Source organism: Algoriphagus ornithinivorans, from assembly GCF_900115305.1.
Taxonomy (GTDB): Bacteria; Bacteroidota; Bacteroidia; order Cytophagales; family Cyclobacteriaceae; genus Algoriphagus; species Algoriphagus ornithinivorans.
Map to the genome: position 1 here is coordinate 68,230 of NZ_FOVW01000011.1, position 16,216 is coordinate 84,445.

General features: G+C 39.1%; 16 protein-coding genes. 4 read left to right on the forward strand and 12 right to left on the reverse strand.

Annotated features, from left to right (window positions below):
* Positions 1-19: 19 nt before the first annotated feature.
* Positions 20-1,039: a LacI family DNA-binding transcriptional regulator gene (locus BM073_RS15825; RefSeq protein ID WP_091655313.1), complete on the forward strand. Its 1,020-nt coding sequence runs from the start codon at positions 20-22 to the stop codon at positions 1,037-1,039.
* 4 nt (positions 1,040-1,043) lie between these two features.
* Here the strand turns inward: BM073_RS15825 and BM073_RS15830 are convergent, their stop codons facing one another.
* From BM073_RS15830 to BM073_RS15885, 12 genes are all read right to left on the reverse strand, one after another.
* Positions 1,044-2,987, reverse strand: a complete 1,944-nt coding sequence (locus BM073_RS15830; protein WP_175557936.1) for an alpha-amylase family glycosyl hydrolase — start codon at positions 2,985-2,987, stop codon at positions 1,044-1,046.
* Between the two features lie 24 nt (positions 2,988-3,011).
* Positions 3,012-4,493 (reverse strand): MFS transporter, encoded by a 1,482-nt coding sequence (locus BM073_RS15835; RefSeq protein WP_091655315.1) that lies wholly within the window; start codon positions 4,491-4,493, stop codon positions 3,012-3,014.
* 182 nt (positions 4,494-4,675) lie between these two features.
* Positions 4,676-5,584, reverse strand: a complete 909-nt coding sequence (gene moaCB / locus BM073_RS15840) for a bifunctional molybdenum cofactor biosynthesis protein MoaC/MoaB (protein ID WP_091655316.1) — start codon at positions 5,582-5,584, stop codon at positions 4,676-4,678.
* Entirely contained in the window at positions 5,577-6,845 is a 1,269-nt protein-coding gene (locus tag BM073_RS15845) for a pyridoxal phosphate-dependent decarboxylase family protein (protein ID WP_245756439.1), read from the reverse strand. The genes moaCB and BM073_RS15845 overlap by 8 nt, the downstream gene beginning before the upstream one ends.
* A gap of 19 nt (positions 6,846-6,864) precedes the next feature.
* Positions 6,865-7,311, reverse strand: a complete 447-nt coding sequence (locus BM073_RS15850) for a molybdenum cofactor biosynthesis protein MoaE (protein WP_091655380.1) — start codon at positions 7,309-7,311, stop codon at positions 6,865-6,867.
* Positions 7,312-7,315: 4 nt separating this feature from the next.
* On the reverse strand, positions 7,316-8,380 hold the full coding sequence (locus tag BM073_RS15855) for a HesA/MoeB/ThiF family protein (protein ID WP_091655317.1): 1,065 nt from the start codon (positions 8,378-8,380) through the stop codon (positions 7,316-7,318).
* Between the two features lie 2 nt (positions 8,381-8,382).
* A complete protein-coding gene (locus tag BM073_RS15860; protein ID WP_091655318.1) occupies positions 8,383-8,622 on the reverse strand; it encodes a MoaD/ThiS family protein in 240 nt (79 codons plus the stop codon).
* 20 nt (positions 8,623-8,642) lie between these two features.
* Complete coding sequence (locus tag BM073_RS15865; protein WP_245756440.1) at positions 8,643-9,380, reverse strand: sulfite exporter TauE/SafE family protein; 738 nt, start codon at positions 9,378-9,380, stop codon at positions 8,643-8,645.
* Positions 9,380-10,555: a molybdopterin molybdotransferase MoeA gene (locus BM073_RS15870; protein ID WP_091655319.1), complete on the reverse strand. Its 1,176-nt coding sequence runs from the start codon at positions 10,553-10,555 to the stop codon at positions 9,380-9,382. Before BM073_RS15870 ends, BM073_RS15865 begins: the two co-directional genes overlap by 1 nt.
* A 1-nt stretch (position 10,556) precedes the next feature.
* On the reverse strand, positions 10,557-11,537 hold the full coding sequence (gene moaA / locus BM073_RS15875; RefSeq protein ID WP_091655320.1) for a GTP 3',8-cyclase MoaA: 981 nt from the start codon (positions 11,535-11,537) through the stop codon (positions 10,557-10,559).
* Positions 11,538-11,671: 134 nt separating this feature from the next.
* Positions 11,672-12,574, reverse strand: coding sequence for a helix-turn-helix domain-containing protein (locus BM073_RS15880; RefSeq protein WP_091655321.1), 903 nt, complete (start codon positions 12,572-12,574; stop codon positions 11,672-11,674).
* A gap of 4 nt (positions 12,575-12,578) precedes the next feature.
* Positions 12,579-13,355, reverse strand: a complete 777-nt coding sequence (locus BM073_RS15885) for a hypothetical protein (protein ID WP_091655322.1) — start codon at positions 13,353-13,355, stop codon at positions 12,579-12,581.
* Positions 13,356-13,851: 496 nt separating this feature from the next.
* Here BM073_RS15885 and BM073_RS15890 point away from each other — a divergent pair, with 496 nt between their 5' ends.
* The 3 genes from BM073_RS15890 to BM073_RS15900 all read left to right on the forward strand — a co-directional run bounded on the left by BM073_RS15890 (position 13,852) and on the right by BM073_RS15900 (position 16,192).
* On the forward strand, positions 13,852-14,313 hold the full coding sequence (locus BM073_RS15890; RefSeq protein ID WP_091655323.1) for a nuclear transport factor 2 family protein: 462 nt from the start codon (positions 13,852-13,854) through the stop codon (positions 14,311-14,313).
* Positions 14,314-14,601: 288 nt separating this feature from the next.
* The gene (locus tag BM073_RS15895; RefSeq protein WP_091655324.1) at positions 14,602-15,489 is read left to right on the forward strand and encodes a M23 family metallopeptidase; all 888 of its coding nucleotides are present in this window, start codon (positions 14,602-14,604) and stop codon (positions 15,487-15,489) included.
* A 160-nt stretch (positions 15,490-15,649) separates the two neighbouring features.
* Positions 15,650-16,192 (forward strand): fasciclin domain-containing protein, encoded by a 543-nt coding sequence (locus BM073_RS15900; RefSeq protein ID WP_091655325.1) that lies wholly within the window; start codon positions 15,650-15,652, stop codon positions 16,190-16,192.
* Positions 16,193-16,216 lie beyond the last annotated feature (24 nt).

Consider the following 16,216-nt stretch of genomic DNA (forward strand, 5'->3'; position numbering starts at 1 on the left):
TGAATGATCCTTTAAAAGAATGGATAAGAGAAGAATTACCTTGAAAGATATTGCCCGTGAGTTGGGTATATCTGTTTCTACTGCCTCTAGAGCGCTAAACTCCTATTCTGGGATTTCTGAAGAGACGATTAAATTGGTAAAGGATTATGCTGAAAAGCATAATTATGTTCCAAATAGCATAGCAGTCAATTTCCGAAGAAATAGAACCATGACTTTGGGAATGATCGTCCCGGAAGTCGTACACCCATTCTTTTCATCTATTATCAGCGGAGCAATTGCGGCTGCCAATCAACATGGGTACAGGATACTTTTAGGCCAAACCGACGAAAAACTACCCAACGAGAAATTAGCTTGTAGGAGTATGCTTTCAGGAAGTGTGGATGGTTTGTTGATTTCGGTTAGTAATGAAACCAAAGACTTTGAGCATTTGCAGGAATTTATAGATGAAGGTAAACCTGTCATCCAGTTTGATAAGTTTCTGGAAAACTTCCATACACCCAAGGTAATTACGGATGATTATGAAAGTGCCTATGAAGCCGTCAACCATCTCATCAAGCAAGGATACCGAAGAATAGCACATATCAATGGACTCCTTGAGGTAAAGAACTCGATGGATCGCTTAAAAGGATATAAAAAAGCCTTGGAAGATGCCGGTTTGGAATTTAGAGAAGAATGGGTTCCGCATTGCAAAAATATCAGCGAGGAAGAAGGTTACCAGTTTGCTCAGGAACTACTCAACTTACCTCAGCCGCCGGATGCCTTTTTTTGTATCACCGACTTGGTAGCATTAGGCGTAATGAATTATCTCAAGTCCCAAGGAATTCAAGTGCCCAAACAAATCGGTGTGATGGGCTTTTCCAACTGGAAAATAGCAGAAGTGATGTCCCCAGGACTAAGTACAGTAGAACAGCACGGCCATCAAATGGGAATGAAAGCTGTAAATCTTTTGGTTCAGCTCCTGAAAGATCAAAGCCTTGGATCCAATGAGACTTACAAAATTGACTCAGATTTAATTATTCGAGAGTCAACTCTAAATTGAGGCTTTAATAGCTTTCAATTACTTCCAAAATCCGAAATCCGAATGGTTCCAGTATCAAGTATTCATCATCTCTCCCCACTTCGAATTCCTGACCTGTCCAGTGATCTTTAAACTTCTTTGGGATTACTCCCTGCTCCTTAAAGGCATACCAAGTCAGATAAGAGGCCTCATTCTTAAAATTGAAAACACAGTAAAATTTTTGATCCTCCAAGCTTCTCAAATAAGCGGCAACATGAATATTATGCGGGTACAACCATGTGATATTCTTGTAGTCGCCTATGGCTGGAAGTGATTTCCGGATTTGAAGTAATTTCTGAGTTCCTGTAAAAACCCTGTTTTCAATACTTCCTTCCTCATTTCTGTTTTCAGCTTTTACCCAATCAATAATTGGTCTATGCATCCATCGGTTGTCATAGCTTTTTGCTGGATCTTTTTCATAGCTATAATCATTAGTGTAGCCCAATTCGTCTCCATAATATAACATAGGTAATCCACCGAGGAAAACAGAATGAGCCTGCATCATCAGAATCTTTTGGATGGCAGAGGCAACTTGGGTATCATCTTTTTCCCAGATAGCCTTTTCCAGTCCGCAAAGCGATGCAAGTGTACCTGAAATCCTGGCATCCCCTGTTTTTGGATTGGATGAAAATAAAGCTCCTCTCGCAGGACTATCTGGAAATTTCCCTGAGAAATAATCTTTCAGAAATGTTCTATGCCGGTAAGGATCTTTTCCAGCCTGGGCAATCATATAATCATCATAGCCCAAACCAATATCGTCGTGACATCGAGTATAGCTTATCCAGCTTGTTCCGAAAGGCTTTTGCTGAATAATGGATTGAGCATTCAGCATAACCTGCGTTTCTCCTGTGGCCAGCATATCCCATTGCAAAGCCATTTGAGTGGCGTTATATGCAAAATCACACTCCTTGCCGGCATTTTCACCTGTCCCAAAATATTCCATGATTTTGGCCGGAGCCACAATTGCTTCTCCGAGCAAGGCCATTCCCGGACTTGCTATCTGTACTGCTTGTTTGATCAATCTCAAAATAGCATGAGCTTGAGGCAAATTTTGACAAGTTGTACCAGTTTCTTTCCAGATAAAAGCAGGGGCATCTATCCTCAATAGATCTACACCAAGATTGGCATAAAAAAAGATCGTATCCAGCATTTCCCTTAATACATGTGGATTCCGATAATTTAAATCCCATTGGTAGTTATGGAAAACGGTCATCACCCATTTTTGGCATTCCTCGGACCAAGTGAAATTGCCTGGTGAGCTTTCCGGAAAAATCTCAGGCATGGCAAGCTCATACTCATTGGGAATCCATCGATTCTCGTACATGTAAAAGTAATCCTGATAAAATTTATCCCCAGCTTTTGCCTTCTCTGCCCATTCATGCCTATGAGAAGTATGATTCAATACGATATCCAACATCAGATGCATACCGTTTTTATGCATTTTTTTTCGAAGTGAAAGAAGTTCTTCCAGGGTTCCAAATCGCTCATCCACCTTCCTGAAATCAGAAACTGCATAGCCCCCGTCGCTTTCTCCAGGAGGGCTTTTAAAAAGAGGCATGAGATGGAGAAAATTTACTCCCAGCTGATCGAAGTAGCTTAACTTTTTTTCCATTTCAGAAATGGAACCACAAAACCTATCTACATACAGGCTCATGGCCGCCAAGTCATTGCTCAAAAACCAATGACCTTGCTTCAGTTTATCCAAATCTCTTTTTTTAAGATCTTGATCTCGATTTTTATAGGCTGAGACCACAGTTTTCAAAAGATCTGAAAAGAAAGCATGAGTGGACTCATTTCTTCCATAAATTTCAAAAAACAGGCTTTTTAACGAGCCTACTCCTTCTTCAAAACGCCCTACAAAATCCTTGTCCTTTTTGACAGCATCTATAGAAAAGTCCTTCAAAATTGAAAGGTCATTACTGGAATTCATCTGTGACATATTAAGTCAAAATAATTAATGCCCTGCGGAGAAACCGCCGGAATTGGTTATTACTTTTTTATTTTCTTTGATATTTAAAGTGGCTAAAGCCGCAATCAGCAGCAAAGCCCCACCAAACACAATGGCCATTCCCGGGTCATTTCCCAGGAAGGTTTTAGAGATAAAGCCAAAAGTCAGCGTCTGTAAAATCATAGGAATCACAATCATCATATTGATTATCCCCATGTAAACCCCATATCGTTCCTTGGGAATTTCATTGACCACCAACAAATAGGGAACCCCCATCATACTAGCCCATGCGATCCCAAAACCAGTCATAGGTATAAATAAGGCATATTTATTATCCAATTGAGGAAAAATCAAGAGCCCTATACCTGCTATGATTAAACAGATAAAATGCACCTTTTTAGGTCCATATTTTTGAGCCATACTTGCCAAAAAGAAGGCTGAAAGGAAGGTCACTATATTATACCATCCGTTCACCAAACCAGTCCAACCTACAGCTTCCTCATAAAGCAACTTATCCCCTGTCGGAGTTGTGTCCCAAACAGATTGAGCAATGCTTTTCGCAGCATTTTGCCAATAGCAAAAGAGGGCATACCATTGGAAAAGGTAAATAAGTGCCAATTTCCACATCACAGAAGGCATGACCATGATGGATTCGATGATTTCAATGTTTTGGGCAAATAATACCCTTGTAGTCGAGTTTTCCTTTGTTTTTTCCAAGGTTCTTCGAATCAACCCTTTGGAAAAAATTGCAGGAATCAGCAATAGGAAAAAGACCAGATAAGCTACCAAAGTGGTTAGAATAGAAAGAAAAAACTGAATGGCCGGGTGAGGCATACCTTCCGTTCGCTTTTTCAGAGCTTTCAGTTCCTCTTCATCCGGTGGTATTTCTGGTGTTTTTGAAATACTCCACATGACGGTGGTGATGGAGCAAATGGTTCCTAAAAAGAAAGAAGCATATACCCAATAAGGGAGAGAACCTGCTGTTCCAGTGATATATTTTTGAAATACAAAAAGGGAAATATTGGCTAGCGTAATTCCCAGACCGGTAAAAAAGCTTTGGGTTAAGAATCCTGTAGAATATTGCTCATCTGGAAGTTTATCAGCAATCAAGGCCCGATAAGGTTCCATAGCAGTATTGTTGGCGGCATCCAAGACCCATAGCAATCCAGCAGCCATCCAAAGGGAACTACTGAATGGGTACAGGAATAAGGTAATACTACAGAAAAGGGCACCTATGAAAAAAAAGGGCTTTCTTCGACCAAATCTTGGACTCCAGGTATTATCACTCAATGCACCAATGATCGGCTGGATCAATAAGCCCGTCATCGGACCTGCAAGGTTCAATATGGGGATTTCATCTGGTGCTGCACCCAACATATCGTAGATGGGATTGACAGCACTCTGTTGTAAACCAAAACTATATTGAATGCCGAAAAATCCGACATTCATATTAATGATCTGGGAAAAGGACAGGCGTGGTTTTGCCATGGATTATTTTGGGTATGTATTGCTAAACACCATCTAAAATCCCACAGGATTTTAAAATAGGTCATCTAACATACAAACTTTATCCTTCAGAAAATCAGCCTTTCAAAAGAAAATACAGGGAAAATCTATGCAAACGGTTGATTATTTTGACAAGCCTAAAAATTTGATGATTTTCGGATTACTCAATGTCTTTCTCCGGAAAGCACCTTAAAGACATGTAAAACTGCTGGAAAAACTGCATCCATAGATTCTCTAGCGCCAGCAGATGAACCTGGCATTGCCAACACCAAACTTTGATCTATCACTCCAGCTAAAGAGCGGGATAAAAAGGCTGTTGGAACTCGCTGCTGACCGTAATTCCTGATGGTTTCTTCAATTCCAGGAATTTTTCTAGTCAATAGGGGTTCCAAAGCATCCGGAGTCACATCCCTTGGTGATAATCCTGTTCCTCCCGAGAAAATGATTAAGTCTATTCCTTCGTCAGCGTATTTTTTTGCTAAACCTTGGATCTTTTCTATTTCATCAGGAATGATTTCATAGGCCACTACTTGTACGCCAATGCTGCTGAGTTTATCCTGAATAATCTTACCCGATTTATCCTCGCCTTTTCCTTGAGAGATAGTATCCGAACAAACAATTACAGCGCCTTTGAGATGAGAAAAGTCCTTAGAATTTAAGTCAGACTTACCACCTTTCTTTTCAATCAATCTAATTTTTTCAATACTGATTCCTTTGTCCAATGGCTTAAGCATATCATACATGGTGAGCGCAACTACCGAGGCCGTGTGCATGGCCTCCACCTCCACACCGGTTTTGTAAATAGTATGAATCTCCACCAAAATCCGTATCTCTTCATCTCCTATTTCATAGGTTACACCTGTAAATTCTATTGGCAAAGGGTGACAATCAGGGATCATATCCGCTGTTCTTTTTGCCGCAAAAAGCCCTGCGGTTTTAGCCATTTCAAGCACATCACCCTTAGGTACTTTTCTATCCTTTACAGCCTGAATCGTTTCAGGCTTGGACACTTTTACAGTGGCTTCTGCTATAGCTTTTCTCAGAGTAGAACTCTTGTGGGTAATATCAATCATGTTTGGTTTCCGGTAGTTTTTGAGAGGACTTCATATCCTGGATGAAATCTTTTAAGTGCTCGATTTCAACGTGGTCCATTAAGACAATTTTATACCACTCATTATCCTCAGAATGAGATTGAGGAACGAGGTTATATTTATGGGCAATTGAGTCTGGTACAGCCTCTGCCCTGAGCGTAACTATATTCATTTCAGGTTCTCTAAAAAAGGGAACCCCCAACTCATTCAGATGCCTGCATAGCCAGTTTGTTCTCATCTTTAAGACAGAGATTTTTTCAAACCATTTGTGTGGCCCATAGGTGGTTAGAATAGTCCAGACAGCCACCGCATTAGCCCCTGAACGGCTCCCGCAAAGAGTTAAGTCCAAACCCTCAACATATTGAGCCTCTTTGGTTAATACATTTTCAATTAAACCTTTTCTACAAACAAAAATCCCCGTTCCATAGGGTGCTTGAAGCATCTTGTGGGCATCGATAGTTAGGGAAGAGATATCTGAATTTTGAAAAGTAATTTGGTTTTCACCTTCTGAGAAGGGATATACAAAACCACCATAAGCACCGTCAATATGAAGTCTAAATGGCACTTGAAACTCCTTCAAAACATCCGCCATTGGCACTGGATCATCCACGGACCCGAACATGGTGGTCCCCATGTTTGCGATGGCAATAAAGTATTTTTTTCCTTTAGAAATCGCATCTCTTACTTCCCTTTCCAGATCTGCTTTCGACATGTCTCTTGTCTCTGCTTGCACAGGTACTTTAACCCAATCAAGCATTAATAAATTTCCAGCTTTTGGAATGGAATAGTGCGTATCTTCAGAAGCTAAAATAGCAATCTCATCGATCTTAGCTCCATACTTTTGAATGAATTCGTTTCTATAAATCCAAAGGGCCTGAATATTTGCCTCAGTCCCTCCAGGAGAAATATATCCATCAAAGCTACCTTCTTCGATTTTGAACAAGTCCACCGCAATCATATTGAGGACTTCCCTCTCCAGTTCTTGAGTACCTTTGAAAGCAAACTCTGAAGTTCCAAAGGTGTGGCAGCCAATATGGTTTGGGTTGGCTATGTAGGTATTCAAAACAGGCATTTCTCTCAAAAAAAGAGATTCATTGGCAAATACCTTTTCATCCAATTTAGATGCAGGATATCCCAGGTTGGCATCCTTGGAGAAATCAACATTTTGTTTCAAAGCTCTCTGAACTCGTTCCAAGCGCTGTTCCGAGTTCAACTTCTTCCAAAATTTCATGTCAATATGCATAGGGCTGATTTGGGTTTATTTACCTATTCTTTTTCCAAACATGCTCTTCAGAATCCAGAATTTCTTTCCCCCAAACTGGTAATTCGGCTTTGATGCGCTCAACCAACTCACTGCAGGCTTCGATAGCGGCTTTTCTGTGTTTGGAAGATGTAAATACAAACAGACATAACTCCCCTACTTTCACTTCGCCTAAACTATGGTAAATATGCATGCAGGTCAGTGGGTACTTAGCGAAAACTGCTTCTCTGATTTCAAAAGCTTTTTGAAGAGCCATTTCTTCATAGGCAGTGTATTCTATGGCAACCACTTCTCCTTTCTCTTTTTGATCCGCCCTTACTTGACCTAAAAAAATGGAGTGCCCACCTATTTCAGTTTTGGTACTATGATTCGCAATAGATGAGGCAATCTTTTCAGGAGAAATTGCTCCCTGTACAAATATATTTTTTGGGGTTCTTACTTTGTCCATAAGATTAATTTTTCGGATAGGCATTCACGCCTCCACGAATTGATATAAATTCTTTTTGAGGAAACTTCTCTTTCAGCTTTACAGCTGCTTTTTGGCTTCTAATTCCGCTTTGGCAATAAACAAAAACCTGATCAGAATTGAATTGAACCTGATTTAAATCATAAAATTCACTTATTGGGATTTCTATTAGATTTTCCAAATTCAATTTAGGCATTTCGTGACTTTCTCTGACATCCAGCCACTGAACTTTGGGGGATTTAAGCCCTTCCTCCCAACTGGCAATTTGAATTCCTGAGCATAAAAACTCATAATCCAATTGCTCCAATTCCTTTTGCGTTTTTGGAATTAAGTTTCTGGCCACTGCATTTGGCTTTAAATCCAAGAAGTATTGTTGGTAAGTTTTGCTGTCGAAAAATAAAACCCGATTCCTGAGAGCTTCCGCGTATCCTGTGATGACTTTGATGGTCTCTGTAGCCATCAAAGTTCCGATCAAGCCAGGAAGTACTCCCAAAACACCAGTTTCTGAGCAATTTGGAACTTCCAATGAGGAAGGGGGATCGGGAAATAGATCCCGGTAATTACAGGAGTTTTCTCCAAGGTCAAATACAGAGACCTGACCTTCATGTCTAAAAATTGCTCCAAATACCAAAGGCTTGTGGAGCAGGAAGCAAACATCATTGACTAGATATCGAGTAGGAAAATTATCTGTCCCGTCTATTACCAGATCGTATTGAGAAATAACTTCAAAGGCATTTTTTGGGGTGAGAAAAAAAGGATAGACTTCGAGCTTTATATCTGAATACTTTTTGCTGATAATTCGGCTAGCCACATCAGTCTTCAATTCCCCTACATGATTTTCACCATAGAGAGTTTGCCGGTTTAAATTAGAAATCGATACTAAATCCCCGTCAACCAATCCGATTTTCCCAACTCCTGCAGCAGCCAAATAATTTAAGATTGGGCATCCAAGACCTCCAAGGCCTATTAATAGTACCGAGGCATTTTGGAGTTTAGTTTGACCTTCTGGACCTAATTCCCGAAGAATTACTTGGCGTTCGAAGCGATCCATAATCAACCTCCTGAGAATGGAGGCAAAAGGGCAACTTCCCTGGCTCCATCGATTTTTTGATTTTCAGATACCAACTCTTTGTCAACAGCCAGACTGAATTTCATCCCCTCCAATCCTGGGTATCTTTCTTTAAGAATAGCTAACAGCTCCTGGGTATCAGAGACAGAATCCAGCCAAATTTCCGATTGGCCAATTTCTTCTGCCACCATCCCGAATGCTTTAATAATAAGTTTCTCAGCCATAATTCAATTTACGAAATGCATTAAGAAAGAATCAATTTCACAGAGGCAAATAATAATACCGCTGCCAACATATATTTCAATACCTTAACAGAGAACCTCTTAGCACCCAAATAAGCTCCTAGGGCACCTCCCAAAACTGTCAAAGGTATCAGAACCCAAAGTTCCTGGGAAACTGTAATCTCATACGTCGCCGCTCCTACAAAACCTGCTACTGAGTTTAGAAAGATAAATAGCGCACTTAAAGCAGCAGTTTCCTTTACTCCTGCCCAACCCAACATCAAAATTATTGGAGTAAGAATTATACCTCCCCCTATTCCAATCATTCCTGAAACAAAGCCTATCAAAATTCCCAAAACCGGAGCCATCCACCATTTTCTTTCTACCTGCTCATCCTTTGAAATTGGGAAAACACCCCCAAATTTTAATACTGGGAAAATCAATAAAACGCCCAATACCTTCTTATAAACTGTTGCATCTAATAATATCGTGCCTCCTAGATAAGCTGCTGGAATAGAAAATAAAATCAGGGATAAAAACAGTTGCATAGGAAAAACACCTGCTTTCCTGTAATTCAGGTAGGCAACCATGGAAACCATCATATTTAAAATCAATGCTGTTGGACGGATTTCCTCCGGAGCAAAACCTAGCAGTGCTAAAATCATCAAATAAGAACTAGCTCCACCATGGCCTACTGAAGCATATAGAAATGCAGCAAATGGCATAAGGAAAAACAGGGCATAGTACATCCAAGTCTCCATTACCAAGGATAAAATTTGATGGTTTGTCCAGCTTTGATAAATGTGGTTTCCTCGGGGATTTCAGCAAATCCATTAGCAGTACCAAAGGATATCAGATTGAAAGATTCTTGCCCACTCAGAATATGAATTTTCCCATCTTCTACATTGGCCTTAAGAAACTGAGTTAATGGAATAGGCTTCTCAAAGTCATCCGAAACTGGTAACTCCACAAATGAATTCCAAGCCATTGAATTCCCTTTCCAAGACTCAATTACCGGCTTAACATAGTTCAAAAAACAAGATAAAACAGACGCAGGATTACCTGGAAGTGCAAAAACCAATTTCTCCTTTTTCATTCCAGCGTAAAGGGGCTTTCCAGGCCTTTGCTTCACCTTGTAAAAAAGTGGTTCAACTTGATGAAATTCCAAAGCCTCTTTTACAAAATCGTAGTCTCCTACAGAAATGCCTCCTGTAATTAAAACCAAATCAGACTGCGCTAAGGCCTTTGATATGATATCTTGAACTGCCTTTTTTTCATCACGAACCTGCCAATGCTGGATTTCTCTAATTCCCTGACTTTTCAACCAAATATCCAATGCAGGGCCATTTGCATTATAAATCTGACCCTTAGTCAAGATTTCTCCGAGATTTTTTATTTCATTCCCTGTGATCAAAATACTTACTTTCGGAGGCTGAAAAACAGGAATTTCTCCTACTCCCACAGAAGCCATCAAACTGATTAGACCCGGGGTTATTTTAGCTCCGGCCTGAGCCACCAAGTCTCCTTTTTTGCATTGACTTCCTTGGTATCGGACATGCTGTCCCTGAATCGCATCTTCTGGATTAAAATTAATTTTAGCACCATTCTTCTCCACCTTTTCCTGCATGATCACAGAATCCGCACCTTCTGGCATAGGCGCACCAGTAAAGATTCGAATACATTGGCCATTCATTATTTGTTGAGAATAATCTCCTCCAGCGGCTGATTCACCTATTATTTCCAATTCTTTGAGTCCCTCTTCCCATATAAAGGCATAGCCATCCATAGCTGAATTGTCAAAAGAAGGAACGTCCATCAAGGATCTTACCTCATCTCCTAGGAATAAGCCTTCAGACTCAAAGAGAGGAATTAATTGAGACCTTTTATTCAAAGGGATATTTTGAAGAATTCTTTTTGCCTCAGAAACTGAAATCATCTCACCCTCCGATTTTAATCATACTTCTATTTTCGATTTTATCAGCTTGGGTAAGTTGATAATCCGCAGAAAACTGCCCTCCTAAAATTGCGTGTTTCTTTGCCAAAGACTCATGAATCAAAGATCTTACCTCTTCCCCATTTCTCAACCTACTCAGCAAATCCAGCTCATCTTTACCGAATAGGCAATTCTTTATCTTCCCGTCGGCAGTTAATCTTAACCTGTTGCAACTACCACAAAAATGCTCACTCATGGTGGTAATAAAAGCGAAGGTTCCGGCATAACCCGACACTTTATATTTTTTGGCTGTGCTGTGAGGTTTATCGGTTAGCTTTTTGAAGTCCAACTTAGATCCTGCAATTTTCAACATCTCTCCTGCCGTCAGGACTTTTTTACTGTCCCAGCTATTTCCCTGAAATGGCATAAACTCGATGAATCGTATGTGAAGGGGATATTTTTTGGTCAGTTGTATAAAATCCACCAACTCATCTTCAATCTGACCCAGCATGGCCACAGCATTGATTTTAACCCGAAAACCTTCCTCCAATAGTAGCATGATACTATCCCACACTTGCTGAAATTGATCTCTCCGCGTCAACCTTTTAAATTTCTCGGGGTTCAAGGTGTCCAAGCTCACATTGATCGACTTAACTCCGGATTCCTTCAAAAGGTCAATATATTTTGGAACCAGTATCCCATTCGTTGTCAAAGACAATTCTACCGGAAGCTTACCCAGCCTTTGAATAATATCACCAGCATCTTTTCTAACCAGGGGCTCTCCACCCGTCAATCGGATTTTGGTAACGCCAAGTTCTACAAAAACCTCAGCCAGCTCTACAATTTCATCAGCACTCATCAATCTGGATTGTGGCATCCACTCCATTTCCTCCTGGGGCATACAATAGGTGCAACGGAAATTGCAATTGTCCGTCAGAGAAATTCTCAGGTAATTGTGAATACGTCCAAAATTGTCTTTGAGCATGCCGTGATTTTAGTCTAATATTAGAAAGATTGAAATGCTTTCTCCACCCTCTTTCTACAAATGGAGACTTTATTTTTCTAATGTAATTTAATTCAATTAGCTCGGTAAAAGCTGATTTTCTCCAGAATCTTGACTCAGGCGCCTTTTCTGAATTGAGTTGGACTTGAATTGACCTGCTTTTTGAAGAAATTATTGAAGTGAGTTACTTCGTTGAACCCTAAAGCGAAGGCAATCTCAGACACGTTCCAATTACTTTGTTTCAAAAGGATTTTAGATTCCTGTACCAATCTATCAGCAATCAACTGAGAAGTAGTTTTTCCCGTCATCTCTTTCACAGCGCGATTGAGATGATTGACATGGATGTTGAGTTGATTGGCAAATTCTGAGGGAGTTCTCATTTGAATACTAGAGTGGCTTTCATCTACTGGGAACTGCCTTTCCAAAAGCTCCAGAAATATGGACGCTATTCTCAAAGATGCGTTCCCGTGAAGGGTAGTTTGCAAGTCTGCTGGTTGCAGCTTCATCCCGAAATGAATCAGTTCGGACACCAAATTCCGAATACGGTCATACTTGTATTTGTACTCTGAATTAAACTCATCCTGCATCGTTTCAAAAATAGTCTCTACTTCTTTAGCCTCCTCATCACTTAACTCAAACACATGAGTTCCATTTGGGTGGAAAACCTCATACTGCTGAATTTGGCCATAATTCATGAAGAAATGAGGATTGAAAATACAATATACCCCAGTAGTATGCGCTCCTATGTGATCCCATTTATAAGGAACCATGGGATTGGAAAAGGACAGTGCCTGTTTTTTGACCTCATACACTCTGTCAGCGTAATGAACTGTGCTAGCACCTTTGACAAGCATGACTTTGTAAAAATCCCGCTTTCTATATGGGACACTTTTTAGCTTTCCTTCGAAATAGGGTTCAAGTCTGAAAATATTAAAATGCCCGAAATCCTTTTTTAGGCTTTCTGGAATCCAATTGAATTTACGTTTATAAAATTCCTCTAAGGTCTCTGACTTTTCCATTTTGTTATTTTTTAGCGTAGGTATTTTTAAAAGTGTAAAGCAAGCTCATGTTCCAAACCAAATCATCTCCAGCTACCTGTGACTTAATTTTTTGATTAAAAAAGGTTTGAAATGAAATTGGAAACTCGTCTTTGCTGAATGTAAAACTTGAATTGATATAAGTTCCAGAATTTTCATCCACACTGAGAAAGAAGAGTTGCGGGTTAATTCGCAAGGAGAAGTCTCCTCCTAATCTGATATTGGAAATCACAGTATTCAAAGCTACAAAATCACTGTTTTTTGGTCCTGTTGGATTAAAGCCTGTTCCATGAAGATAATAAATACCCATGCTCAATTTATTGCTGAATTTATAGCTTTGATTGATCTCCCCTGCAAGGAATCTATTGGCTACAAACATCCTTTGAACTTCTCCATCCACCATTACCTCCCTATCCTGAAAGAGAAATGCAGGATGCGCACCGGCAGTCAAGGAAAATTTCTTGTCTTTGATGATTTTATATCTCCACCAAAGAATAAATGACCAAGGCTTTCCATTCATTCCGAATCGAAACATAGGATCAAAAGAAAGTCTCTCTCCTCCTACACTGAGGTCGAAGAAGGCAGCAGGCTTTCCTAAGTTAAATGCAGGAATAATTGAGACGCCATTATTAGTCGCTGTGATAGTTCCACTAAAATGGCGAATCGGTGATTGAGATTCAACTGGATTTTCCTGAGAAAAGGAAGGACCTTGGAGTAAAACCAAACTCAGAATCAAAATCTGAATTTTTGTAATTGATTTCATTGAACTTTTCAAAGTGAGGGTAAATAGGCAATTGAGAAATTAGTCTTACAAATGTCCAAATTTTATCAATTAATTTATAATGAAAATCAAATAGATGATTACAAAATTCAAACATTGAATAGCTATAAGAGAAAAATCAATTTATTGAAAAAAACAATTTATCAATAAAATTACCGAGAAGAAAACCCTTGAAATATGTTTGAAAAGCGTAAGTATTTATTTGATAATGATTAATTATAACGCTAAAAATCAATTAATTTTGAGTTAATAATTTCTCTATTTGATATCTAATGATGGATTTGTATAAACTCAGGACACAAGCAAACAATCTTAACCCTTGCGATAAAAAGTTTTCAATGAATTATAAAAATGAAACCTAATCTTGCATAAAATTCAAAGATTTGAAAAATCAAACCGATTCTTTTTAGGCTGAGTTCCTAATTGTACCTTACTAAGATTATTACTTTAAAAAACACCAAACAAAAACACTATTAATATGAAAAACTATATCATTCCATTTGTCTTATTTATTGGCCTTAATCTTTCTGTTTTGGCCCAAAATCAACCTGACCAATCCTCTGAAAAGGAAATTTATGAACTCTCCATGAACAAGTGGAAATGGATGGCAGAAAAGGACATTACTCAATTAAAGCCCCTTTTTCACCCTGAAGCCAAGTTTGTGCATATGAGCGGAACCTGGAGTACGGAACGGGAATTGGAAATCATTGAATCAGGAAGTATCTGGTATAAAAATGCAAAAGTACATGATACTGCAGTGGAGCTGTTCGGAAATACAGCATTGGTCTGGAATAGAATCACTTTAACAGCCGAAGTTAGAGGGAATGATGTAGTAACAGAATTTACCGTAACTGAGGTATATCAAAAAGATAATTCAGGTTGGAAAATGCTTGCATTGACCTTTAGCAGTGTAAGAGACACCCATCAAATTGAGAAGTAAGGACTATTGTGACTTACAAAAATTAATAAATTAGAAGGCTTATCAAGTATTCTTTAGTTAATTTGCGGTAATTAGCAAATATCAATATCCGCTTTCTTACCAGTATAAAGTATAATAAAGCTTAATGATAGCTCAAAGGATCAGAATCCGGAAGCTTCGCATGCCTACCGTGGCTGGGTCATAGGCCGACTGTGCTGTGCGAAGTCGAAGTATCCAAGCGGTCAAGCAAAGAATATATGGTAAGTGGTAAGATTGCGGATAATCAGATTAGTAAAATCCCAATCACTGATGAAATACCTGATTACTTTATTGTTAGCCTTTTGTTCCAATTTTGTTTTGGCTCAAGTTCAGATAGTGGCAGAACAAGACCAAAACCGTGACCTTACTTTACTGGGTTTAAACAGCGATAAAATCCCTTACACCATAAGATTAGAATTCATTCTTTTAGAAAATCTTGAATCTTTGGAGGGAGACATTCTTTTCAAAACTGCTAACCCCGGAAAAAGCACTTTAGTGAAGCTTCAATCCATTTATTCTAATGAAAAAACCGGTTTTCGGTATAATACCAAACTATTCAAAGGAGATATATTTCAGAGACCACTTTACAAAACGATATATCTTCCACCGGTTAAAGAAGGAACAAAATTTAACATGAGACCACTGAGAATTGAGTCTCATCCTTCTCAGAATTCAGGATTAAATACATATACAGGCTCATTATTTCTTTTTGAAAAAGCAGTAGCAATCTGTGCCCCAAGGAAGGGAATAGTTTCAGAGATTAAAATGGAACGAGGGGCTTTGGCTTCCGGACCTTCAAATTTTGAATCAGAAAATTTCATAGAAATTTATCACGAGGATGGGAGTTTCAGCAGATTAAGTGGGCTTCAAAAAAATTCAGCCAAAGTTGAAATAGGTGATACAGTATTTCCAGGACAGGAAATAGCTGAATCAGCGATCGATCCGAATCAGAACTTGCATCATGTTAAAATGATTCAAAGTCATTGGGAGATGAGCGAAAGTGGAATGCTTTGGGTGAATTTTCCGGTTGTCATTTTTTCTGAACAAAAAAATATTTCAAGTGACCAAGATGCAGAGGATATTCTAGCTAAACATCCGGAAAACATTATTCAACTAGAAATGGATAAAAAAGAGCTTAAGAAATATTCAAAAAAATAAATCTGATCTCTTGAGTAAAAAATGATTATTCCTCTCAGAACGAAGTTTTTTCCTTAGAAAAACATTTGAAATCAACCAATATGTTTTGCTCATAAATTATTTTTAAACCTTACAGCCTGACAGTAGTTCTGTAGATGTTAAATCAAAAAACCACTCAAAAATGAAAACCACAAAAATTTTAGCTCTAGCAGGAAGTTTTCTGGCAATGGGCTTATGGACTGCATGCAGTGCACCTAAGGAAGAGTCTACAGAAGAAACAATGGAAGTAGTCGAAGAGGCTCCGGTAGAAGAATCCAATACAGTAGTTGATATAGCTATCGGTTCTCCTGACCACACTACTCTAGTAGCTGCAGTTCAAGCTGCAGGTTTGGTAGAAACACTAAGTGGAGACGGTCCTTTTACTGTCTTTGCTCCTACTAATGCGGCTTTTGAAGCACTTCCTGCAGGAACAGTTGAAGACTTATTGAAGCCTGAAAACAAAGAAAAGCTTACTGGCATTTTAACATTCCACGTAGTATCTGGAAACGTAATGTCAGGTGATTTAAGTGATGGACAAGTTGTTACGACTTTGAATGGTCAAACTGCAACTGTATCTATCAAGGATGGAAAAGTTATGATTGGCGATGCAACTGTAGTTGCTGCTGATTTAGCCGGAACAAACGGCGTAGTCCATGTAATTGATAAAGTATTATTACCGAAATAAGGTTGATGGTTATTAAACTTAAGG